We start from the raw sequence: 23503 nt of genomic DNA, 5'->3' as shown, positions 1-23503 counted from the left end.
GATTTCCCTATTCCCTATTCCCTGATACTTATGGTAGCTACTCCTGATTTTTCCTTCTTTCTCCCCCGTCTATTGGCAACAGATTTTAATGACTTTATTGTCTTGAATTCTACACCAGGACAGAATTCCTTAATCAACTATCCTGGAGGAGTCTGGGCCCTAGCAGGAAACGACACGATCTTTGGGTCTAATCTAAATGAAGTCATTTTAGGGAACTTGAACAACGATCAATTGCGAGGAGGTTCGGGGGGCGATCGCCTCTTAGGAGGACAAAATGAAGATCTCCTCTTTGGTGAAAACGGAGATGACCTCCTCCGAGGAGACCTGGGTGATGACCAACTCTTTGGGGAAGCAGGGAATGACACCCTCAGAGGAGGTCAAGGTAACGATGTCCTTAACGGGGGAATTGGCCAAGATTTTATTATCGGAGATTTAGGATTTGATAACCTCTCTGGAGGGGCCGGCTTTGATACCCTCGTTTTTCGTACTGATGAAGCCAACCTTAACCCCAATTTCGTAGATGTAATCCTGGACTGGAATCCCACCCAAGACTTAATCGGCATCACTGATGGATTAAGCTTTTCTAACCTCGGCTTTGATACCAGTCGCAACCTAGCCGGAGGAGGAGCTAACGATACCTTAATCATTATTGGATCGACGGGTCAAAGTTTAGGCATTGTTGTAGACTACACCCTAGGCTTAGGGCCTGCTAACTTTATTCCCATTACTCCGAATGACTTACAAGTGGGATCGAATGTCTTTTTTCCTCCGATCCCCTGAATTAAGTTGGAGCAGGAAATTAAACCCCTGCCGTTGTAGTCTGGAATAACCTAAATTATAGCCATCCATTTTTAGTGAGGATTGAACTTTGGTAACTACCCTTTTTAACGGAACTTTAGGTACTCGGCCAGCCCAACAAGGCCAACTGAGTCTGCAACAAATTCTTCCCCCTCCTGCTGCTCCTGCTGCTAGTGAAACCCTAGGAAATAACCGAGTTACTCTCAATACAGATTTTACTGGAGATGGACAAACGGGTTTTGTAGGTTACACCAATTACCAAGCTAACCTGCAAACTCTTCAAATCACTCCGGTTAATGCTAATTTTCCCAATCTCGATCCAACGGCTGGCTATACCTTATCCTTTAATCTGGCCATTGATTCAGAAAATAGTCCCGATCCAAATCGATTCGGTTTTAGTGTCGTAGCTGTTAGTAATGGGGGTCAAAGTGAGATTGAACTGGATTTTGAACAAAATCAGATTGTTGCCCAAGATGTTAATTTTATGCCGTCTGAATCGGTTCAGTTTAATACCAGTAATCCAACTAACTATACTCTGGCAGTTGAGGGTAATAGCTATAAACTTTCAGCCAATGGCAACCAAATTTTAACCGGCGCTCTTCGCAATTATAATTTCGATCCGGCAACTTCTAATCCCCGATTAACATTTAGTCCTTATGACACTTCCAATTTCATATTTTTTGGGGATCTAACGGGTCGTGCTAGTTCAACATTTTCTCTAGGTTCTGCTTCTGTAGAAGTGGGGACAGCAACGCCAACCCCAACCCCAACCCCAACGCCAAACCCAACTCCAACGCCAACCCCAACGCCAAACCCAACTCCAACGCCCAGTGAACCCACAGCACCTCCGAGTCCAACCCCAACCCCAACCCCAACCCCAACCGATCTTACTCTGACTCCAGACTCAGGGTTCGCCATTGCTCGTCTAATGGGGACTGATATTGATAATGTGATTGTTCTGAGTTCTACAGTGGGGACCAACTCCCTGATTAATTATCCAGGCGGAGTGTGGGCTTTGAATGGGAATGACCAGGTTTCTGGGTCATCCTTAAGTGAGGTGATTTTAGGGAATGAAGGTAATGATACTCTACGGGGCGCGGCAGGAGGCGATCGCATTTTAGGCGGCCAAAATGACGATTTTCTCTCTGGTGAAGAGGGCGATGACCTCCTGCGCGGAGATCTCGGTAATGACCAAATTTCTGGGGATGCAGGTAATGATACCCTTCGCGGTGGACAAGGTAACGATCTGCTCAATGGTGGAGCGGGACAAGACCTGCTGATTGGCGATCTCGGGACTGATTTACTCACGGGTGGTGCAGATGCAGACACCTTTGTTTTCCGCACAGATGAAGCCACTAATAATCCCGGTTTAATCGATCAAATTCTCGATTGGAATAATACGCAAGATCTGATTGGTCTGACGGATGGTTTAACTTTCTCTGCCCTGGAGTTTGACATCAGTGGTAATTTAGCCGGTAGCTCGGCTAACGATACCTTAATCCGCATTGCAGCAACCGGACAAAGTTTAGGCGTTTTGGTGGATTATACTGGAGGCTTAAACAGTAGTAGTTTTGTCTCCATGTCCGCGGCTCAAATGCAAGTGGGAGCTGAAGTATTTACGTCTCCCATTCCTTAGTAGTAACGGTTACAGCACTTTTTGTGCTGAAGCAGTACATCTCGATCGCCCTAAAGCTCCAGTCATTTCTAATCAGAATGAGAGTAGGTTGTAGGGGCGATCGCCCGCACCTTCCGAGAATCCCGTATCGGCAACAAGAGTATAGTGCTTCATCCCAGAAGAACAGCGAGTATAATCTCATTAGTCGTTAACGGTTAAGACCATGGATATCGAACGATTTTGGGCACTCTACAATGCTGGAGAGAGAGATTTTTCTGGAGAAGATTTGAGAGAGTTGGATTTGAGTGGAGCTAATTTGAGTGACTTTCAAGGGACTCAGGAAGAGTTGGAACAGATGAGTCAGAGCCAAAGGCGACAATTACGGGGAATTGACTTGAGTGAAGCATTATTGTCTGAAACCAACTTAAGTGGGGCGAACTTGGTGGCAGCGAATTTGAGAGAAGCTAAGGTTTCTAGCACTAATTTCAGGCAGGCTAATTTAGCTGCTGCACAATTAATTAATGTTGAACTTTGTGAAACTAATCTGAGTGAAGCCAACTTAAGTTTTGCTAACTTAGAAGAAGTTGAAGATGAAGGAATTAATTTAGAAAATGCTTGTTTAATGGGTGCTAACTTACGCTTTGCCCACTTACCCAAAGCTCGGTTAAAAGGAGCTAATCTCAACCAAAGTAACTTGTGGGCAGCCGATTTGAGTGAAAGTAACTTGAATAATGCAACGCTGGAAAAAACGACTTTAAGACATGCTAACTTAATAAACGTTACGGCATTAGATGCCAATTTTACCGAAGCTGATTTGAGTGGAGCTAATTTAGCTTGTGCCAATCTATGCGGAGCAACAATACTAGGTGCTGATTTAAGAAGAGCTAATCTGACAGGAACCGATCTAGAGTCTCTCCGTGCTGGAGAAGACTGGGAAACAGTCCAGTATGAAAGAGCTTTATTTGGTGATACAAAACTTCCTGACTACGATGGAGGGAGTCCTCTGGAAAAATCTAGAGTATTGTTAAAAATGACTGCCGAACAATTATGGGAAGAGTATAGGCAAGGAGAGCGAAATTTTTCTCTATTAGATTTGAGAGGAGAAAACTTACAGGGATTTAATTTAAGTGGAGTAGAAGGAGAAGATGGAGAATTAGATGGGATTGACTTAAGTTGGTCAAATTTAAATCAAGCTAACCTCAGAGATGCTAATTTAGCAGGAGTTAAGTTACAAGAAACTGAATTTATAGAGGCAGATTTAAGAGGAGTGAACTTTCAGGGGGCCTATTTGAAACAAGTAAAATTTCGAGGCGCGAACTTAGAAGGAGCAAATTTTCAAGGAGCAAATTTTCAAAAAGCAATCTTTGATGGGGAGACTTATGAAAATACTGAGTTTGAGGAAGCTAATCTCAGAGGATCTAACTTAAGTTATTGCAACATAAGAGATACTGTCTTTTTTAAATCGGAATTGACTAATGCAAACTTTGAATTTTCTCAGTTAAATGAAGTAGGCTTTGCTAAAATTAAAGCAGGAAATATTAATTTTAATCATGCTATATTAAAAGATGTTACGATAAACAAACTTGTATTAGAAAATATTAATCTCTATCGCTCCCAACTGATCGATATTAATAGTCATTCAGAAGTTTATATCAATAATTTAAACTTGGCTCACTCCAGCTTAAAAAATATTGGATTTCGCTCTGGTTCTCTGACTAATCTGGATTTACATCAAGCAGAAATTGATGGAGTTAGTGTGGGGGATATGGATGTAAATAATGTTAACTTTAGTCAAGCCAAGCTAACGAACATGAGTTTGGTAAACATTAAAAATGTCAACCAAGAAGAGACTTGGTATGCTGGTGTAGAGATGCCAGATGGCAGTATCAGACATGACATTCGTTCTATGGATGCTCGCGACCTGTTGCGTCAATATGCATTAGGAAAAAGGAACTTTAGTTGTGTCGATCTAACGGGGGCAGATCTGCGTCGTAGTGACTTAAGAAATGCTAATTTGAGTTATTCCAATTTAACAGGGGCTAATTTGAGCGGTGCAAAATTAAATGATGCTAATCTAGAATATGCAAATCTAGAGAACGCTAATTTGAGTTATGCAAATTTACATGATACCCATCTGATATATGCAAATTTAAGGAAAGCAAATTTGAGCTATGCAAATCTGCTTAGTGGAGACTCAAGAGATATGATGGGTATGATCTTAACTGAAGCAAATTTATTAGGGGCTAGATTCTATAGTTGGAGTTGGCCTTACGACTATTATGACTATGAATTAAGTCCCATAAAAGCGGCTGATTCTGATTGCCAAGTCGTTTTGAAAGATACAACTATGCCTGATGGAAGTATACTAACAGGCTTTTTATTTTTTTTCACTGATGCACAGTTCTGAATTAGTTACAACATTCTATGATAGTATTTGTAATGATAACTGCGATCGCCCATAGAAAGACGTATTCTCCAAAGCTTACTACCCTATTTGCCCATGAACTGGCAGCATCGCAGTCCAAATACCCATAATCCTCTGCACCCTTAAATCCAAAGGCTTCTAGCAGGAATTTCCAGCCACAGCATTCGATGTCTCCTTTTTAATCAAATTTAACTCTATTAATGCAGAGAAAGGTTTTCATCCCAGAAGAACAGCGAGTATAATTTCATTAGTCGTTAACAATTAAGACCATGAATACTAGAGAATTCTGGGCACGCTACAATGCTGGAGAGAGAGACTTTTCCGGAGAAGATTTGAGTGGATTGGATTTGAGTGGAGCCAATTTGAGCGATTTTCAAGGCACTCAGGAAGAGCTAGAGCAGATGAGCGAGAGCGAAAGGCAACAATTACCCGGAATAAACTTAAGTGAAGCCGAGTTATATGGAACTAACTTAAGTGGGGCGAATCTAGTCGGAGCAAATTTGAAAGATGTAGATGTTGATTGTAATGCATCAATTCAGGTTGCTTGGATGCTCAGACCCTTCTCCAAGGTTAATGTGTGCGCACTTAACCTGAGTGGAGCGAACTTGAGTTTTACTAATTTAGCAAATTTTAAATGTGAAGAAATTAATTTAGAAAATGCTACTCTCATTGGGGCTAATTTACAGTATTGCAGGTTAACTAAAGCCAACTTAAAGGGAGCCAATCTCAATGGTAGTAATTGCTGGGGAGCTATCTTACCAGAAAGTGACCTGAGTGGTGCCAAATTAGTGAAAGCCACCTTCAGACATGCTAATTTAAGCCATATTCAGGCGACTCAGGCTGACTTTACTGAAGCTGATTTGAGTGGAACGAATTTAATATTTGCCAATCTAAGTGATGCAACACTATCAGGCGCTGATTTCCGAAAAGCTAATTTAACGGGGACGAATTTTGAAAACGCTATCAAAATGAAAGGAGAGGACAATCTCAATCCTGACTGGTCATTGTTTTGGCAGACGATTCCAGACAAGTCTGAGGAAACCATTTTGGCAAAGACATCGAGAAATAAATTGCGAATGAGTGCCGAACAATTCTTGCAAGAGTATAGGAATGGAGAGCGCAATTTTTCTTTCTTAGACTTGAGTGGAGAGAATTTGCAAGGATTCAATTTAAGTAGCTCCAACCCAGACGAGAGCGAACTATGCTCCATTGATTTCAGTTGGTCGAACTTAAGCCAAGCAAATCTGAGAGAGGCGAATTTAGCTGGAGTTAAGTTGCAAGGAACCCAATTTATAGAAGCAGATTTGAGAGAAGTCAACTTTCAAGGAGCAGATTTGAGAGGAGTGAATTTTGAAGGAGCGAATTTAGCAGGAGCTAATTTTCAGGGATCTAGATTATCTATTTATGAGTATGCTTATGTTTACAAAAATCATCCTCCTTATAAACATCGTCAGCAAAATACTTATGAATATCGTCCGGTTTTTAACCATTTCGATCGAGCGAATCTTAGAGGTGTAAATTTAAGTTTTTGCTTGATTCAGGAAGCCTCCTTCAAAAATGCAGGTTTGAGTGAAGTCAATCTAAGCTATTCCCACTTAAAAGATGTCAGAGTGGCGAACATTAATGCTGAAAAAATTAAACTACAGAATGCTAAGATAATATCGGTAAAGATGCAAAATGTTATTGTAGACGAAGTGAACTTATCTCAATCTACCATAAACAATATCGATTTATATGAGGAATGTCATCTAAATAATATAAACTTGAGTCGAGCAAATTTAAAAAACATTAAAGTAACCGAAGATTGCACAATCGGCGCTGTAAATTTACATGAAGCAAAAATCACTCAATTTAGATTTTCGCGCGATCGATTCAATACCATTGATTGGATAAATAGCATTGATTGGAGTCAAATTAATTTAACTCAAGTTAAGTTAACTGATATGGATGTAGGTCTAGTTAAATCTATCGTTAACTTAAAGGATATTTGGTATTGCCATGTAAGAATGCCAAAGGGAAACGGAAACTTCAGAACTGACCTTCGTCCCATGTCAGCGAGCGAGTTATTGCGTCAATACGCATTAGGAGAAAGGAACTTTAACGGGCTTGACTTAAGAGGGGTGAATCTCAGTGCTGCTCGTTTAGTTGATATTCAGTTAAACTATTGCGATTTAAGAGAAAGTGATTTTTCTCGTGCTAACTTGAGGAATGCGGAGTTACAAAATTCAGACTTATCTGGTGCTGACTTTAGCTTTGTTCATTTAGCAAGAGGGGATTTAGAATGGGCTAACTTGCGCGATGCAAATTTGACCGGAGCTAACTTACAAAACTGTTGTTTGTATGAAGTTGAAGCCTATGGCGCTAACTTAAGTTTTGTGAATTTTGAAGGGACACAGTTCCATTCTTGCACGGAATTGATTGAGACTAATCTGATGGGAGCCAACTTAAAAAACTGTGATTTGTCAGAATGCAGTTTTGAGAGATCTAATTTAACCAATGCCAACCTAGAAAATAGTATACTCTATGATACTTCGTTCGACGACTGCTGTTTGGTCAATGCTATTTTAACTCATACCCAACTAGATGGTGCAAGTTTTGAAGGAGCCGATCTCACTGGAGCAAATCTAAAAGGTGCAAGAGGAGCTGATGCTGAAGATGCTATTCTCTGTAACACGATTATGCCAGATGCAATAACGGCAAAAGAATTCTTAGAACGCTATGAGGCAGGACAAAGAGATTTTGATAGGTTGGAGTTGAAAGATCTCGATCTCTCTTCTGCTTATTTAGTGGGTGTCTGTTTATATGGCTCACATTTAACAAATGTTGACTTCTCCCATGCCAATTTAAGTGATTCAAGCTTCTATGCTTCTTGGATGTATGGTGTTGATTTCAGTTTTGCTAATTTAGAAAATTCTAATTTGGAAGATCTAGGTGCAGATGAATTTATTTTGTGTCAGACAATTATGCCAGATGGTAGTATTTGTGATTATAACTGCGATCGCCCATAAAAAGACGTATTCTCCGGAGCTTGCTACCCTATCTCCCCATAAACTGGCAGCGATCGCAATGCAAACACCGATAATCCTCTGCTCTCTTAAATCCAAAGGCTTCTAACAGGAATTTCCAGCGACAGCCACAAGTGATTAAATAGCGCTGCATCTTTCGTATCGCTTGGTTATTGTCTAAGGCACTCGATGAGGAACTCGACAGGATTTGATAGTGAAATGGACTGTGCCATGTGAGCTTTCCCTGGCTATGCAGGACGGATAAAGCGAGAGGTGCTTGGTGATGGGATTGACTGAGCTGCCGTACATCCCCTTGAGGGGGTAGGGTATGGGTGAGGCTTTGGGCGACTTGTTGGAGCGATCGCTGTTGTTCGATAAAATAGCTTTGGCGTTGCTTATCCCCAGGATCGAGCCATCCCGTAGGTTCACTGATTAAAGTAATCGCTCGCGCCAGTTGTCCATCTCGTCCTGCTCTGCCCACTTCCTGCATATATTCGGATAAAAGTAGGGGCGGATGGTAGTGCATTACCCAGCGCACATTGGGTTTATTAATCCCCATTCCAAAGGCAGAAGTACAAACAACCGCTTGCACATCTTCCTCAAACCATTGATTTTCAATCGTTCGTCGCTGCTCTGGACTTAAACCTGCGTGATAAGCAGCCGTAGCGAGCTGATGCTGCTGGAGCCATTGAGAGAGCATTTCACTATCTTTGCGGGTGCGAACATAGATTAATCCGGTTTGCCCATTTGATCGTTTGAGAACCTGCAAAATTTGGTTTTTGCGTCCTCTGGGCGACCAGGCAATTTTAACGCTTAAATGGAGATTTTCCCGATAAGGATTGAGGAGAAAAGTTTGCGGATCTTGGAGATCCAAGACTTCTTTGAGAATGGATTGGGTGTGGGGATCGGCAGTCGCGGTAAAAGCGGCGATCGCCAATTTTGTCCCTCTAGGTTTATGCTTTAATAAAGCACCACGCACAGCCCCCAATCGGCGATAGGCTGGGCGAAAGGTTTCCCCCCACTGCACTAAACAATGGGCTTCATCTAAAATAAGTCCATTAACCTTAATTTTGGGTAAACAAAGTCGCTCCCAAACCGGGGGACTGAGTAAGGTTTCTGGAGAAAGATAGAGTAATCTCAGTTTCTGCTCTTCAAGCTGTCGGAAGACCTGTTTCCGGACATACGTGGGCTGTTCGCTATGGATAGAAGCAGCTTTGAGGTTCCGTTGTCGCAGTTCTTGTACTTGGTTTTCCATCAGTGCCACGAGCGGAGAAACAACTAAGGTTACTCCGTTTTGCAGGAGGGCAGGCAGTTGAAAACAAATGGATTTTCCGCCGCCAGTGGGCATGACGACGAAGGCATCTTCTTGTCTCAATAAAGTCTGAATAATTTCCCCTTGGGGAGTGCGAAAATCGTCATATCCCCAAATCTGTTGAAATGCAGCCCGGACTTGTTCAAATTCCATGGTAATTATGCCCTCTCCCTAAATCCCTCTCCCACAGGAAAGGGACTTTCCCCCATCTCCCTATCCCCCTATCTCCCTATCCTATTGACCATCCTCTGAGATTTCATAATCCATGGCTAAAATATTAACGGAGATCGGCTTAATGAGTGTTTGTACGACTTCTTGATGGGCGGGATGATCTTGATAGGCTTGTAGACTGGCAGAGTCTTGGAAACGAGCAACTAATCCATGGGTAAATCCTTGGGCGCGATCGCAGAAATTTTCGCCACAAGATAATGCCAGAATTTGGGGAATTTTACCTTTTAATTCCCTGAGTCTGGTAACGACGGCTGAGAGGCTCTCGGGGGAGGTATCGGGTTTAAATTGAAACAAGACGATATGTTCGATCATAGGAGAGGTCAATTGAGTCCCTTTTAAAGATACCCTGGATCGTAAAGCTTAGACCAAAGAAAGCATGACCATGGTTAATCAGCTCGTCGATTCCTCAACCTTGATTCAGACTCCTACGTTTCCGACACCAGAAACGCCTCAGATTTTAGCGGCGATCGATGTGGGAACCAATTCTGTACATATGGTGGTGGTTCGGATCGATCCCACACTCCCCGCGTTTACCATTATTGACCGGGAAAAGGAAACAGTGCGTTTGGGCGATCGCGACTCAAAAACGGGGGAGCTGAAAGCAGAAGTAATGAAGAGGGCGATCGCTGCTTTTCGGCGTTTTTTACAAATTGCCAAAAGTCTCGAAGCGGATGAAATTGTTGCCGTTGCTACCAGTGCCGTAAGGGAATCCCCCAATGGCCGAGATTTCCTCAAACAGATTAAATCCGAATTAGGATTAGAAATTAATCTGATTTCCGGGCCAGAAGAAGCACGACGCATTTATTTGGGAGTCCTTTCTGGGATGGACTTTCAAGGTTTACCCCATACCATTATTGATATTGGTGGGGGATCGACGGAGTTAATTTTAGGAGATGGACAAGAACCTCGCTCCCTGAGCAGCACCAAGGTGGGAGCCGTCCGGTTAACAGCAGAATTTATTACCACCGATCCGATTAGCGATCGCGAGTTTAACTATCTCAAAGCTTATATTCGAGGACGTTTAGAACGGGCGGTGGAAGAACTACAAAGTTATCTGCAACGGGGTGAAATTCCCCGGTTAGTGGGCACATCGGGAACCATTGAAACCCTAGCGTGTATCGATGCTTGGGAGCGGTTAGGGATGGAACCGAGTCCCTTAACCGGTTATGAGTTAAAGCTGAAAAATTTACAAGAGATTATTGAACATTTGCGTAAGCTGCCAGAGAACGATCGCGCTCAAATTCCCGGAATGTCGGAAAAACGCTCAGAAATCATTATCGCTGGCGCTTTAGTTCTCCAAGAAGCCATGATTTTATTGGGCATTAATTCCTTAGTAATTTGCGAGCGTGCCCTACGAGAAGGTATCATTGTAGACTGGATGCTCACTCATGGTTTAATTGGCGATAAATTAGAGTATCAAAGCCAAGTTCGCTATCGTAGTGTCCTCAAAGTAGCCCAAAAATATCAGGTGAACTTAGAATCGAGTCAGCGTATGGCTAACTTTGCTGTCCATCTGTTTGATTGTACCCAAGGGATTCTCCATTATTGGGGAAACTCAGAACGAGAACTACTCTATGTAGCCACCATTTTACATAACTGTGGAGTTTATGTGTCCCATGCAGCCCATCATAAGCATTCCTATTATTTAATTCGCCATGGTGAATTACTGGGATATACAGAAAACGAAGTAGAAATTATTGCCAATATCGCCCGATATCATCGGAAAAGTGCCCCGAAGAAAAAGCATGAAAACTATACCAATTTGATGCATAAGAGCGATCGCCAGTTAGTGAGTCAAGTTAGCCCATTTTTACGATTAGCGGTTGCTTTAGACCGCCGACAAATTGGGGCAGTCGAGTCTTTTAGTAGTCATTATAACCCTTCAACAAAAGAGTTTTATTTAAAACTTCAGCCAGCCGATATCAATGACAACTGTGAATTAGAACTTTGGAGTATTAATGATAAAAAAGAAGTGTTTGAATCGGAATATGGAATTAAAGTACGTGCAGGTTTGAGTTAACTGAAAAGCGTTTTTTATCCTGCAATAATCGAGTAATATGTTCCGCATCTAAGGGTTTAGCAAAAAAGTAGCCTTGACCAAATGTGCAGTTTAAACTGCACAGTTGCTGCATCTGATCGATGGTTTCAATCCCTTCAGCAATAGTTTCCATCCCTAAACTGTGCGCCAGAGAAATAATGGTATGAATAATTTCTGTATTGTCTCCCCATTGAGTTATTTTTTGTACAAAAGAGCGATCTACTTTCAGAGTATCCACAGGAAATCGATGTAAGTAAGCTAAAGAACAGTATCCTGTGCCAAAGTCGTCAATGGAGAGTTCGATATTGCGCTTTTTTAGTTCGTGGAAAATGGCGATCGCACTTTCAGGATCTTCCATGATAGCCGTTTCCGTAATTTCTAGCTTCAAGTATTTGCCCGGTAAATCCGCTTCAGCTAGAATCTGATCGATGCGATCGCATAAATTGGGCGTTAATTGGCGACTCGATAAATTCACACTCATCTTTAAGTGGGAAAAGTTCCTAAATTGGGTGTGCCACTGTTTTAATTGCCGACAACTTTCTAATAATACCCATTCACCAATCGCACCAATTAAACCCGATTCTTCAGCAACGGGGATAAACATCCCAGGAGAAACAAATCCTCTCTCCGGATGATACCATCGAATTAAAGATTCAAAACCAATAATTTTACCGCTTCCTAACGCGACAATAGGTTGATAGTAGACATAAAATTCTCCTGGATGTGCATGATTCTTATTTTCTGGATAGAGTAGTAAACGCAGATCTGTTTCAATCTGCATTCGCTCCATCGCTTCTTGACGCATAGTCCAATCAAAAACAACAGTACAATTTTTACCTTGTTTTTTAGCTCGATACATCGCAATATCTGCATTGCGCAGGATATCATCCACATCCTGGTTCTCCGGCAAGTTATAAGCAATACCAATACTAGCCTGCATAAACAAATCATGACCCCCTAACTTAAAGGGTTGTTCAAGATGTTCGTGAATCTGGTTAGCAATATTAATTACATCTTGTAGCCGATCCTGGTTTTCCACCAGAATGGTAAACTCATCCCCGCCTAATCGCGCAATGGTGTCATGTTCGCTAATACACTGTCGTAGAGTCCAGGCGATCGCAATCAACAACAAATCGCCCACCCAATGTCCCATACTATCATTAATACTCTTAAACCCATCTAAATCAATAAATAAAACCGCAAATTGATAGTTGGGATTTTCATGATATCGAGCATTAGCCTTCGCTAACGCTTTGATAAAATAGGCCCGATTAATCAGTCCTGTCAACGAATCATGAGAAGCATAATAGCGCAGTCTTTTTTCCTGCTGTTTTTGTTCTGTAATATCAACGACAGAACCCTCATAATAGAGTAATTTTCCTTGGTTATCTTTAACCCCCCTCGCTCGTTCCAAAATCCAAATAATGCTGCCATCCCGACGATAAATTTCCGCTTCAAACTGAGAGAGGACTTCTTTTTCTTGTAACAACACTTTGAATTCTTTTCGACTCTCCGGATTAACATAGAGTTGATGCTCCACATCTGCCATATTATCCATTAAATCTTCAGCCGATTCATACCCATAAATTTTCGCCAATGCTGGATTAGCACCAATCATTTTTCCTTCAGGAGTCGTTTGAAAAATCCCTTCCATAGAATTCTCAAAAATACTTCGATATTTTGCCTCAGCTTGCTTCGATTCAAACATTGATCCAAGTTGCATCGCTACAGAAGCAACCAATTCCATCAACTTAGAATCTCTTTCTTGAGAGCATCTTCTGAAGAAAACCAACACAGCTAGAATATGATTATTGGCTACAATAGGGACACCCAAACCTGCTTTAATACCACATTCTGCCGCTACTTTATTGCGGAAAAACAAATCACCTGATCCTTGAGAGATATCAAAAACCCATTCCGTTTTTTGTGAACCCCACACTCGTCCAGGTAAACCGACATGAGGTGGAAACGCAATCTGCTCACTGACCGCTCGAAAATATTGGATTTGTGGATAGATTTCTGGACGGATGTGACTTTGTTGATACCAGACTCGACTACAGACCAACTCCTGTTTTTGAGCAGATGGTATCCAAGCTTCAGCAATATCCCAACGAGTGGCTTCACAAATGAGTTCCATCGTCACTGCCAAAGCATGATCGAAATTCTTGGATTCACTAACCGCTTGAGTGAGTTGATAAAGGAGATGAATTTCCGTTTCACGACGTTGACGGTCAGTAATATCAATGCCTAAACCCACAAAATATTCGATTTGATTTGTTTCTGGATTGGCAATAGAACGTCCATTCCACTCTACTAAAAGTTCTTGACCTTCTTTAGTTAAGATGCGATTTTGATGATGGATGGGTTCCAAGGAATGATAATGATGTTCAAATATTACTGATAATTCAGCACGATCGGCTTCTGGAACAAAATGAGAGAGATAGTCTAAACCAATCGCTTCTTCTGCTGTATACCCGACAACTTCCAGCATCGATTTATTGATTTTTTTAACTTTTCCATCTATCCCAATAACTACAAAAAATGCTGGATTTGATTCCCATAAAATATGATTAAAACTTTCGTTTTCTCGATCAGAGAAGTTTTTTGGGGCAGTAAAGATATGGTTTCTATTGGTTCTGTTCAAGGTTTTGCTAATTAAAACAACACTGGTGAGTCCTAAACTAAAAAATAGAATGGGAATTCCCCGACTGCCTGATACAACCAGACCGCTTAGGGAGCGATCGCTTCTATTTTCCAGTACAATTGACTGGGTAGATGGATCTCTCCCTTGAGTTGCTTTCCACTCAACCTCGTGATTATTCAAGGTGATAGGCTGAGTAATAATACTGAGACAGGAGGCGATCGCAATAATCCCCAGCAACTGTAAAATAGAACTCATAACCATTACACCATCTAGCTTACCGTCTTTCAATCCCACCATCATCTAACCACAGTTTCCCCTGAAACTACTAGGCAAAACGATCGCAAGATAGTTCTCCATAACTCATCTAAGTACATTCATTACCTCACAAAAATCCTTGAGTTTTGAACTTTAAACTCTCATCTTAATTCAGACGAACTATCATTTTTGTTACACATGATATGATTTTTGCCTAATTCATAGGATTTTCCTTTTCCTATTCATTGGTATAGACATAAATAATTAAAAACCAAACTACGCCAAAAGCAAAATAACAATTAAGTAATAATACTTAAAATGGGAATATGCCGATTCTCTCTTCTATCGAATACAGCTCATACTGCTTAGGATGAAGCGCTATATATAGATTTCTTGCAGATAAAAAAATCAACACTTCTTACCTCTAGTATAACTAAAATAGCCAACTTCTACAAAATTTGCTATGATAAGCAGTCTCATTTTCCTATTAATCTATCACACCAAGCAAAAACAATCTGGAATTAACATAAATGAGTCTGTAGTTCTGCCAATCTAGAGCTAAGATGAGGGATGATTTAAGCTGGACTAGCTAACCCCTTGATTTCTCGGAGAAATCAAATCACAATCAAACCAGCTTAATTGAGAGGTCTGATAACCCCTCTTGATATAGTCAAATTATTTGAGACACGATTGGAGGAACGAACTCATGGCAGATTTTGATGCATCCACAGCAACACAAGATACAGTCATATCTGGTACTAATGATGCAGATAATATTACAGGAGGCAGTGGTAACGATGTTCTTACCGGTCAAAATGGTAATGACAACATCAAAGGCAATGCTGGCAACGATGTTCTAAATGGGGACAACGGCAACGATAACCTTGAAGGTGGCGACGGTAACGATGTCCTCAATGGAGGAAATGGTGATGATGTTCTCAAAGGCCAAGATGGACAAGATATTCTCACTGCTGGTGATGGCAATGACAATCTTGAAGGTGGACTAGGAAACGATGCTCTAGATGGGGGAAATGGTAACGATACTCAAAAAGGCGAAGATGGCAACGATAACCTTTTTGGAGGGTCTGGAGATGACAATCTAGAGGGGGGGGCTGGTCAAGATACCCTGGATGGTGGAGAAGGTAACGATCAAGTCCTCAAAGGTGGTGCTGGCAACGATATAATTTTAGGGAATGCTGGTAATGATAAGCTTGAAGGAGAAGATGGTAATGACTCCCTAGATGGAGGAACTGAAAATGATGAGCTTCGAGGAGGAAATGGTAACGACACTCTCCTTGGACAAGCAGGCAACGATACCTTATTTGGTGAAGCTGGAACGGACTCTCTTCTAGGTGGAGAGAATGATGATCGCTTAGAAGGGGGTGACGGTAATGATTACCTCAATGGAGGGGCAGGTAATGACCAAATCCTCAAAGGAGGTAATGGAGATGACACCATCTTAGGGGAGGCAGGAAACGACAAGCTTGAAGGAGAAGAAGGTAATGACTCCCTGGATGGAGGTGACAATGATGATGAACTTACGATACCCTCCTCGGACAAGCTGGTAATGACAGGTTATTCGGTGAAGGCAATGATGACTCTATGCTTGGTGGTGCTGGGCAAGATGAATTAGAGGGTGCTGATGGTAATGACTACCTCAATGGAGGTGCTGATAATGATAGTAAACTTCAGGGCGGTAATGGAGATGACACTATCCTAGGAGAGGCAGGTAATGACAATCTCGAAGGACAAGAAGGTAATGACTCCCTAGATGGGGGCGACAATGACGATCAACTTCACGATACCCTCCTCGGACAAGCTGGTAATGACAGGTTATTCGGTGAAGGCAATGATGACTCTATGCTTGGTGGTGCTGGACAAGATGAGCTAGAAGGAAACGATGGTAATGACTACCTTGATGGTGGCGCAGATAATGATACTAAACTGCAAGGGGGTAGTGGTAATGATACGATTCTTGGGGGGACAGGAGATGACAGACTAGAAGGGCAAAACGATAATGATAGCCTTCTGGGTGGAGAAGGCAATGACGAACTCAGAGGGGGTTCGGGTAATGACTACCTAGAAGGTGGTGCAGGCACGAACCAAGTTTTTGGTGAAGATGGTGATGATACCCTAGTTGCTGGTGTAGATGGAAATGGCTCGACCTTTGATGGGGGTAATAATAATGACTGGATTTCCTTTGCTAAAGCAACACTTGGCTTTACAGTAGATCTAAATGCAGGCACGGCAACAGCAACGGGTATTAGTTACACTCTGACGAATATTGAAAGTGGGGTTATTGGTTCTGCTCAAGCAGATGTGATTACAGGAGGTACTACGGGTAATTTAACTCTGCAAGCTGGGTTGGAAAGCGATACTTATAAGTTGACGACTACCAATGCTAGAGGTAGCAAGATTGATGATGCTGGTGGGACATTGGATGTTCTGGAGATTGACAGCGCAACTCTGCAAACTACTGGCCCAGGTCAAACTGCGACCCCTGGAAATATTGGAGTGTTTCGGGTCAACAACACTACTGAGACCAGTTTGATTATTGACTTGAACAATAATGGGACGTTTGAGGCCAATGATGATTTAGAAGTTCAAAACTTTTTCTCGACTACAGCCAATACAGGTGGAACGGGCTTCATTGAAAGGGTGGGTAACCTCAATGGCGCTGACATTTTGACTGCCTTTGCAACGCCAACACCAACTCCTCCAACTCCTCCAACCCCGACTCCAACTCCAACTCCAACTCCAACTCCATCTGGCCCCGTTACCGATCCAGTGGCTCCTCCGTCAAGTAGTCCCAGTCCGACACCCACACCAACTCCTGGTCTTAATCCGGTTCCTGGAACTTCAGGGAATGATTTATTGATAGGAACGACGGGTAATGATAGTGTCCAAGGTTTGGATGGCAACGATCAACTGTATGGTCTTGGCGGTGATGATGTCATGACGGGTGATACAGGTAACGATATCGTTAGTGGCAATACAGGTAACGATCGCATATCGGGTGGTATCGGTAATGATACTGGATTTGGTGGTCAAGGGAATGATACCGTCAATGGTGATGAGGGTGATGATTCGTTGATGGGCGATCGCGGCAACGATACGGTTTCTGGTGGTACAGGTAACGATACCAGCTTCGGCGGCCAGGGCAATGACTCCCTCATTGGTGGTGATGGTAATGATGTCCTGAGTGGAGATTTTGGTACAGATACCTTACTCGGTGGAGCCGGTAACGATCTGTTTGTTCTCCGCACCAGTACAGCAGTTGCCACCGTTGCACAAGCGGATCTCATCCAAGATTATCAAGTTGGCGTTGATATTATTGGCTTAACCGGTAATTTGACCCCTGCTGCTTTGACGGCGACCATCAACGGTAACAATACGGTGCTGAGTATTACAGCAACCAACCAAATTTTGGGTGTTCTGACCGGTCAGTTTACCTTGCAACAGTTGACATTTGTCTCAGTTCAACTGCCAAATGGCTTAATTTAAGTCGTCAGCAACCTCGGTAGGGGCTTTCCAGCCGGAAAGCCCCTATATATTTGGGACGATCCCCTTTTTCAGGCTTTCACAGACTCTACCGCAGCGATCGCCGCTTCCAAAGCGATCGCCACATGCGTCCAATGGGTTCCTCCCTGACAAAAAACCACATAGGGTTCCCGCAACGGCCCATCTGCCGACAACTCGGAGGTACTCCCATCAATAAACGTACCCCCAGCCATCACTAACTCACTCTCATATCCAGGCATCTCCCCCGGAACCGGATCGAGGTAGGAACCCACTGGAGAAAACTGTTGAATTGCCCGGCAAAATGCCTTTAATTTATCGGGTGAACCCAAGCGAATGCCCTGAATCAGATCCCGTCGGGGAGCCGAAGGAGCGGGATTCACTGCATATCCCAGGCGATCGAATACATACCCGACCAAATAATTCCCCTTCAATGCCTCGCCCACCATCTGCGGAGCCAAGAATAAACCCTGATAGAGCAGACGATGCTGGTCAAATGTAGCCCCTCCCGTACTGCCAATTCCAGGGGCGGTCAAGCGGCAAGCAGCCTGCTCTACGAGGTCAGAACGACCAGCCAGATATCCGCCTGCCGTCGCCAAGGTTCCGCCGGGATTCTTAATCAAAGACCCCGCCATCAGATCTGCCCCCACCTGTGTCGGTTCCTGTTCTTCCACAAATTCCCCATAGCAGTTGTCCACAAAACAGACGGTATCTGGATTTTGCCCCTTCACCATCTCCACAATTTTGGCAATATCCGCAATAGACAAACTCGATCTCCAGGAATAGCCACAAGAGCGCTGAATCAACACCATCCGCGTCTGTGGTTTCACCCCTTGCGCTAGAGCTTCCCAATCCATTTCACCTTTTGGCGTTAACTCTAACTGACGGTACTCAATCCCATAGTCCATCAGCGATCCTGCTCCTTTACCCCGCAAGCCAATCACCTCCTCCAGGGTGTCATAGGGAGCGCCTGCAACCGAGAGCAGCTCATCTCCCGGACGCAATACCCCAAAAAGCGCACAGGCGATCGCATGGGTTCCCGATACCAACTGCACGCGGGCGATCGCCCGTTCCGCTCCCATCACCTCAGCCAAAACGCGATCGAACGTTTCCCGCCCTAGGTCATTATGACCATAACCCGTTACACTAGAAAAATGATGTACCCCCACTTTCTGCGATCGAAAAGCCTGCAAAACTTTTCGTAAATTGTGCTTAATTCGAGCATCCACGCTAGAAAAAATAGGGGCGAGTGCATGTTGTGCCTCTTGGATCTGTTCTAAGGGATTCATTTTTCTCTACTAATGGGTAAAAGGGCGCGATTGTTCCAAACAGCAGGATATCCTGCATTGTTATAAATTGAGATTACTGCATGAGTGTTGCCACAACCAATAAACATCCCCTAGATTGGGTCAACGTCAGCTACTTCCTATTAATTCACCTAGCGGCCTTGTTTGCTTTCCTACCCAGTAACTTTAGTTGGTCTGCGATAGCATTAGCTCTAGCCCTCCACTGGATTACCGGTGGATTAGGCATTACCCTAGGATTTCACCGTTTAGTCAGCCATCGGAGTTTCCAAGCCCCCAAATGGCTAGAATACTTCCTCATTTTTTGCGGCAGTTTAGCCTGTCAAGGTGGTGTACTTGATTGGGTTGGACTTCATCGGATGCACCATCTTTATTCAGATACTGAAGCCGATCCCCATGATTCTAACGCTGGGTTCTGGTGGAGTCACATGGGATGGCTTTTACATATTATTCCTAAGCGCAGTGAAGTCCCTCGGTTTACCAAAGATATTGGGGATGACCCAGTTTACCAGTTTTTACAAAAGAATTTTGTCCTGATCCAAGTTGCCTTTGGTCTCCTCTTGTATTTCTTAGGCGGTTGGCCTTTTGTCGTTTGGGGAATATTTGTCCGTTTAGCCGTTGTCTTCCATTGCACTTGGTTTGTCAACAGTGCTACTCATAAGTTTGGTTATGTTAGCCATGAAAGCCATGACCACTCCAAAAATTGCTGGTGGGTTGCCCTCGTTACCTATGGTGAAGGATGGCACAATAACCATCATGCCTATCAATATTCAGCTCGCCATGGTTTGCAATGGTGGGAAATTGATATCACTTGGATGACAATTCGACTGCTTGAGATGTTGGGATTAGCGACTAATATCAAATTAGAACCGAAATCCAGCCAATAGTGTATTAACAAGCGAATGGATTGAAGGGTTGCCTTTGAGCAACCCTAATTATTTTTAAAGTTTACATATTAAATCAAATGCTACTTTTCTCGCGGGCGATCGCCGTCAGTGGGGAGGAGTTAAAAGAAGTTACTGATGTCAGAAAATCCCCTTAAAGTGAATGTGGCTCAATGATTGCCTTTGATTCAGGATAGTGTAGCCGTAGTTCAAGGGATAATTCACCGTTAATAAATAAACCTTCAGGGTTCCTTTAGAGCATTATCAGGCTTTTCTCAGAATTGCAACTTAATCTGTAGAGGTGAGGGGAAGTTACTGGCACAGATGAGAGCATGTTAATTAAAAATTTAGGGCATCGATTTAAGTTTAAGTTTAACTCGCTACAATTTCGTCTCACGCTGGGTCTGGCAATCGTGTCTGGAATTGGATTAGGATCGGTTGCCATTGCCACCGGCTTAAAAATGCAGCAACAGTTGGTCTTAACCCATAAACAAAATATAGAATACATTGCCGAACGCTTACCGAATGATATCAAGATTTATAGCCAACGGTTTAGTGAGCGTGAAACCTTAAAAATGGTGATTGAAGATGTGAGCGCTGAAAATATTTTTTTGTGGATTCAAGCTCCAGATGGTGAAATTATTGCCCGATCGCCCAATCTCCAGCGATCGCTCTATCCCGAAAATGCCGATCTCCTCAACATTAGTAATGCTCCCATTCAACCGGAAGTCTACCCCTACAAAGGGCGCTATTTGGTTCTCTGTGCCGGTCCACTCAGGGTTAATGAGCAACACTTGGGTAAACTCTATCTGGCTCAAGATATCACCTCAGAGCAACAAATGCTCCTGGAAATGCTCAGAAATTTGATCGGGGCGAGCGTGTTCGCGTTGCTCCTGATTGTGATTATGATGGCGGTCTATATTCGGCGATCGCTCGATCCGGTGCGTAAAATTAGTGAATATGCAGTTAAAATTTCGGCACAAGATTTAGGGGAAGTTTCCCTCAGCTTAGATCCGGCTCCTTCCGAACTGCAAGAGTTGACTAAAACCTTAGATTTGATGCTCTCGCGCTTGTCTGAATCTTGGGAACATCAGCGGCAATTTGTCAGCAATGTTTCCCATGAGTTGCGAACCCCGTTAACCATTGTCCATGGCTATTTGCAAAGTACCCTAAGACGGGGAAAAAATCTTACCGAACCTCAACGGGAAGCCCTGGAAACGGCAGCAGGAGAAGCCGATCGCACGATTCAATTGTTGCAAGATTTGCTAGAACTGGCACGGACGGATAATGGACACATTCATTTTGAACTGGACAAGATATCCCTAACCGACTTAGTTTTAGAAGTTGTTGATATGGCGCAACAGTATAGCAACCGGAGTATAGAACTGGATTTAGGGGAGTGGCCGGTGGAGATTAAAGGCGATCGCAATCGCTTAAAGCAAGTCTTGCTTAATTTAATCGATAACGCCGTCAAATATTCCGACCCTGACACCGTAATTACCGTGAAACTCAATAAAGAGAGCAATCGCGTTTGTCTGCAAGTGTGCGATCACGGTGAAGGCATTCCCCTAGCCCATCAAGCCAGAATCTTCGAGCGCTTTTACCGCGTTGACGACGCTCGCGCCCGTTCCACAGGCGGAACCGGCTTAGGCTTATCCATTGTCAAAACCCTGATCGAAGGCATGGGAGGGCGCGTCAACGTCGTTTCCAAATTGGGAGAGGGCAGCACTTTCACTATCAGCTTACCCATTCATTAACTATTGCGAAAGTACTGCCTTCTCCCCAGAGCAGGAGCATTAATCCAGATCCTCATATGAGTTAAAGATAAACAATAAGGTTGGGTGGGTGTGATAATATTCACCATAATGCCACCTGGGTCACCCGCATACATAACCTGGCCTACCTCCAGCCAACTGTCTGCCGTGATCGCCTTATCTTCAATGTTCTCATTTTTAATCATCTCCATCATTCATTTAGTCAGACAGATACAGAAGGGTAGAGCGGCTTCCAACTTCTCGGTCAGTGAGATCGCTTGCTGATATAGCAGTGAAAGAGTTGATTAGGACAGTGAGGTTATGGTTTGAGGCAATAGGCACGAATCGCAATAGAAAATGTCCTAACTCTCCCTTTCGCTGCTATAGAAACTCGCTTTCTGATTAAACTGATAATCGCGCAGCCAAATCCGAATCGCCTCGGAAATGGCGGCTTCTCGACTCTCTGGTAAACGAAATAACCGCTCCCCATCGGTCACCGCAGACAAGAGTAAGACCAACTCCCATCCCTGTTCAGTCTCGCTCAAAAACAGCCAATAATAAACCTGGCGATCGACAATGCTCAACCCTTCATAGGTGCGCTCTAAGGAGGTGAGAAACACTTGACGGGAATTGTCTGGAATCTCTTCTTCAAAGGGAAGCGGTAAAGGGTCAAAATCGGGTTTTCCCACCGTAATGACTGAGGGTAAAGGATTCGGTTTTATCAAGTCGCGCTGACGCTGAATCATCCGATTAGCATAACCGGGAAAATCCTGCACCATATCCTGGATTAACTGCTCAAAATTATCCCCATCGCGTAAAGCGCTAGGGAATAGGGAATGGGGAATAGGGAATAGGATCGTGGTACATAGCTTTGGGGATGCGACCTTGCCCTTGCACTCCACAACATTGCAAAGCGCTGGAGTTGAGGCAACCCTAACTTCTGAACCTTCATACACAACCCAAGGATGTCCGAGGGTCAAGTCCCAGAACAGCATCGGATTTAACCTGTAAGCTCATCAATAATCCGCCTCCAGGCTCCTTGGGGATCGGTAGCCGCTGTGATGGGTCGCCCAATCACTAAATAACTCGCCCCTGCTTTAAGCGCCTCTTGGGGAGTCATCACCCGTCGCTGGTCTCCCCCTTCTGCCCAAGTCGGGCGTACCCCCGGACAAATCAACAGAAACTCGTCACCACAGACACGCCGCAGTTGGGTCGCTTCTTGAGGAGAACAGACAGCCCCCTGAATGCCCGATTCCTGGGCGAGTAGAGCCATCTGTAGAGTATATTCAGGCAACTCCACAGGCACTTTGAGATCGAAGGCTAAATCTCGCGAATTTAAGCTTGTAAGCAAGGTGATTGCTAACAGATTTGGAGGGGATAATCCCACCGATTCCGCCCCTTCTCTGGCGGCTTCTAGGGCACGCTGCAAGGCGGTTCGACCGGCCACTCCATGGACAGTCAACAAGTCCACCCCATAGCGTCCGGCGGCTCGACAGGCTCCAGCCATGGTATTGGGGATATCATGAAATTTGAGGTCGAGAAAAATGCGCTTGTGCCGTTGTTTGAGTTCATTGAGGATGCTGGGGCCGGTGCTGACAAATAATTCGAGGCCCACTTTCCAGAACTCGACATCGGGCAATCGATCCAAAAGAGCGATCGCCTCTTCCCGACTTGAAACATCCAACGGCACGATAATGCGGTGGCCAGCCGTCATACTTT

Annotated in this window: 14 protein-coding genes and 1 pseudogene; 9 read left to right on the top strand and 6 right to left on the bottom strand. The window is 43.7% G+C overall.

Going from position 1 to position 23503, the window contains the following annotated elements; translation table 11 throughout:
* Positions 1–30 precede the first annotated feature (30 nt).
* The 4 genes from J7529_RS01935 to J7529_RS01920 all read left to right on the top strand — a co-directional run bounded on the left by J7529_RS01935 (position 31) and on the right by J7529_RS01920 (position 7846).
* Positions 31–780 carry a calcium-binding protein gene (locus tag J7529_RS01935; protein WP_318727597.1) on the top strand — a complete coding sequence of 250 codons (750 nt, stop codon included), beginning with the start codon at positions 31–33 and terminating at the stop codon, positions 778–780.
* An 88-nt stretch (positions 781–868) separates the two neighbouring features.
* Complete coding sequence (locus J7529_RS01930; RefSeq protein WP_318727596.1) at positions 869–2434, top strand: calcium-binding protein; 1566 nt, start codon at positions 869–871, stop codon at positions 2432–2434.
* Between the two features lie 295 nt (positions 2435–2729).
* On the top strand, positions 2730–4820 hold the full coding sequence (locus J7529_RS01925) for a pentapeptide repeat-containing protein (protein ID WP_318727595.1): 2091 nt from the start codon (positions 2730–2732) through the stop codon (positions 4818–4820).
* Positions 4821–5107: 287 nt separating this feature from the next.
* Positions 5108–7846 carry a pentapeptide repeat-containing protein gene (locus J7529_RS01920; protein ID WP_318727594.1) on the top strand — a complete coding sequence of 913 codons (2739 nt, stop codon included), beginning with the start codon at positions 5108–5110 and terminating at the stop codon, positions 7844–7846.
* A 28-nt stretch (positions 7847–7874) separates the two neighbouring features.
* Here the strand turns inward: J7529_RS01920 and J7529_RS01915 are convergent, their stop codons facing one another.
* Complete coding sequence (locus J7529_RS01915; protein ID WP_318727593.1) at positions 7875–9308, bottom strand: ATP-dependent DNA helicase RecQ; 1434 nt, start codon at positions 9306–9308, stop codon at positions 7875–7877.
* Positions 9309–9389: 81 nt separating this feature from the next.
* Complete coding sequence (locus tag J7529_RS01910; RefSeq protein WP_318727592.1) at positions 9390–9698, bottom strand: Dabb family protein; 309 nt, start codon at positions 9696–9698, stop codon at positions 9390–9392.
* A 70-nt stretch (positions 9699–9768) separates the two neighbouring features.
* On the opposite strand from J7529_RS01910, the gene J7529_RS01905 reads away from it, so the two are divergent.
* Positions 9769–11406, top strand: coding sequence for a Ppx/GppA phosphatase family protein (locus tag J7529_RS01905; RefSeq protein WP_413038795.1), 1638 nt, complete (start codon positions 9769–9771; stop codon positions 11404–11406).
* On the opposite strand, the gene J7529_RS01900 is transcribed toward J7529_RS01905, so the two are convergent.
* The gene (locus J7529_RS01900) at positions 11381–14323 is read right to left on the bottom strand and encodes an EAL domain-containing protein (protein ID WP_318727590.1); all 2943 of its coding nucleotides are present in this window, start codon (positions 14321–14323) and stop codon (positions 11381–11383) included. The two genes, J7529_RS01905 and J7529_RS01900, sit on opposite strands and share 26 nt — an antisense overlap.
* A gap of 706 nt (positions 14324–15029) precedes the next feature.
* Here J7529_RS01900 and J7529_RS01895 point away from each other — a divergent pair.
* Positions 15030–15812, top strand: a pseudogene (locus J7529_RS01895) (calcium-binding protein); the annotation flags it as partial.
* A 113-nt stretch (positions 15813–15925) separates the two neighbouring features.
* A complete protein-coding gene (locus J7529_RS01890; RefSeq protein WP_318727588.1) occupies positions 15926–17827 on the top strand; it encodes a calcium-binding protein in 1902 nt (633 codons plus the stop codon).
* Positions 17828–17895: 68 nt separating this feature from the next.
* On the opposite strand, the gene J7529_RS01885 is transcribed toward J7529_RS01890, so the two are convergent.
* Positions 17896–19131 carry an aminotransferase class I/II-fold pyridoxal phosphate-dependent enzyme gene (locus J7529_RS01885; RefSeq protein ID WP_318727587.1) on the bottom strand — a complete coding sequence of 412 codons (1236 nt, stop codon included), beginning with the start codon at positions 19129–19131 and terminating at the stop codon, positions 17896–17898.
* Positions 19132–19211: 80 nt separating this feature from the next.
* On the opposite strand from J7529_RS01885, the gene J7529_RS01880 reads away from it, so the two are divergent.
* Together J7529_RS01880 and J7529_RS01875 are read left to right on the top strand one after the other, a co-directional pair.
* Entirely contained in the window at positions 19212–20033 is an 822-nt protein-coding gene (locus tag J7529_RS01880) for an acyl-CoA desaturase (RefSeq protein ID WP_318701334.1), read from the top strand.
* 329 nt (positions 20034–20362) lie between these two features.
* The gene (locus tag J7529_RS01875; RefSeq protein ID WP_318727586.1) at positions 20363–21787 is read left to right on the top strand and encodes a sensor histidine kinase; all 1425 of its coding nucleotides are present in this window, start codon (positions 20363–20365) and stop codon (positions 21785–21787) included.
* 359 nt (positions 21788–22146) lie between these two features.
* Here J7529_RS01875 and J7529_RS01870 read toward each other — a convergent pair whose 3' ends face one another.
* Positions 22147–22779 carry a hypothetical protein gene (locus tag J7529_RS01870; RefSeq protein ID WP_318727585.1) on the bottom strand — a complete coding sequence of 211 codons (633 nt, stop codon included), beginning with the start codon at positions 22777–22779 and terminating at the stop codon, positions 22147–22149.
* A gap of 5 nt (positions 22780–22784) precedes the next feature.
* The gene (pyrF, locus tag J7529_RS01865) at positions 22785–23498 is read right to left on the bottom strand and encodes an orotidine-5'-phosphate decarboxylase (protein WP_318727584.1); all 714 of its coding nucleotides are present in this window, start codon (positions 23496–23498) and stop codon (positions 22785–22787) included.
* Between the last annotated feature and the right edge of the window lie 5 nt (positions 23499–23503).

The sequence above is a fragment of the Roseofilum sp. Guam genome (assembly GCF_017746735.1).
Classification (GTDB): Bacteria; Cyanobacteriota; Cyanobacteriia; order Cyanobacteriales; family Desertifilaceae; genus Roseofilum; species Roseofilum reptotaenium.
Note: the sequence above shows the minus strand (reverse complement) of the source record. Positions and strands in the feature narration are given on the sequence as shown.

Bases quoted from the DNA above. Each gene is read 5' to 3' on its own strand.
- J7529_RS01935 (WP_318727597.1), top strand. From the start codon at position 31: ATGGTAGCTACTCCTGATTTTTCCTTCTTTCTCCCCCGTCTATTGGCA.
- J7529_RS01920 (WP_318727594.1), top strand. From the start codon at position 5,108: ATGAATACTAGAGAATTCTGGGCACGCTACAATGCTGGAGAGAGAGAC.
- J7529_RS01915 (WP_318727593.1), bottom strand. From the start codon at position 9,308: ATGGAATTTGAACAAGTCCGGGCTGCATTTCAACAGATTTGGGGATAT.
- J7529_RS01910 (WP_318727592.1), bottom strand. From the start codon at position 9,698: ATGATCGAACATATCGTCTTGTTTCAATTTAAACCCGATACCTCCCCC.
- J7529_RS01905 (WP_413038795.1), top strand. From the start codon at position 9,769: ATGGTTAATCAGCTCGTCGATTCCTCAACCTTGATTCAGACTCCTACG.
- J7529_RS01900 (WP_318727590.1), bottom strand. From the start codon at position 14,323: ATGAGTTCTATTTTACAGTTGCTGGGGATTATTGCGATCGCCTCCTGT.
- J7529_RS01890 (WP_318727588.1), top strand. From the start codon at position 15,926: ATGCTTGGTGGTGCTGGGCAAGATGAATTAGAGGGTGCTGATGGTAAT.
- J7529_RS01885 (WP_318727587.1), bottom strand. From the start codon at position 19,131: ATGAATCCCTTAGAACAGATCCAAGAGGCACAACATGCACTCGCCCCT.
- J7529_RS01880 (WP_318701334.1), top strand. From the start codon at position 19,212: ATGAGTGTTGCCACAACCAATAAACATCCCCTAGATTGGGTCAACGTC.
- J7529_RS01875 (WP_318727586.1), top strand. From the start codon at position 20,363: ATGTTAATTAAAAATTTAGGGCATCGATTTAAGTTTAAGTTTAACTCG.
- J7529_RS01870 (WP_318727585.1), bottom strand. From the start codon at position 22,779: ATGCTGTTCTGGGACTTGACCCTCGGACATCCTTGGGTTGTGTATGAA.
- pyrF (WP_318727584.1), bottom strand. From the start codon at position 23,498: ATGACGGCTGGCCACCGCATTATCGTGCCGTTGGATGTTTCAAGTCGG.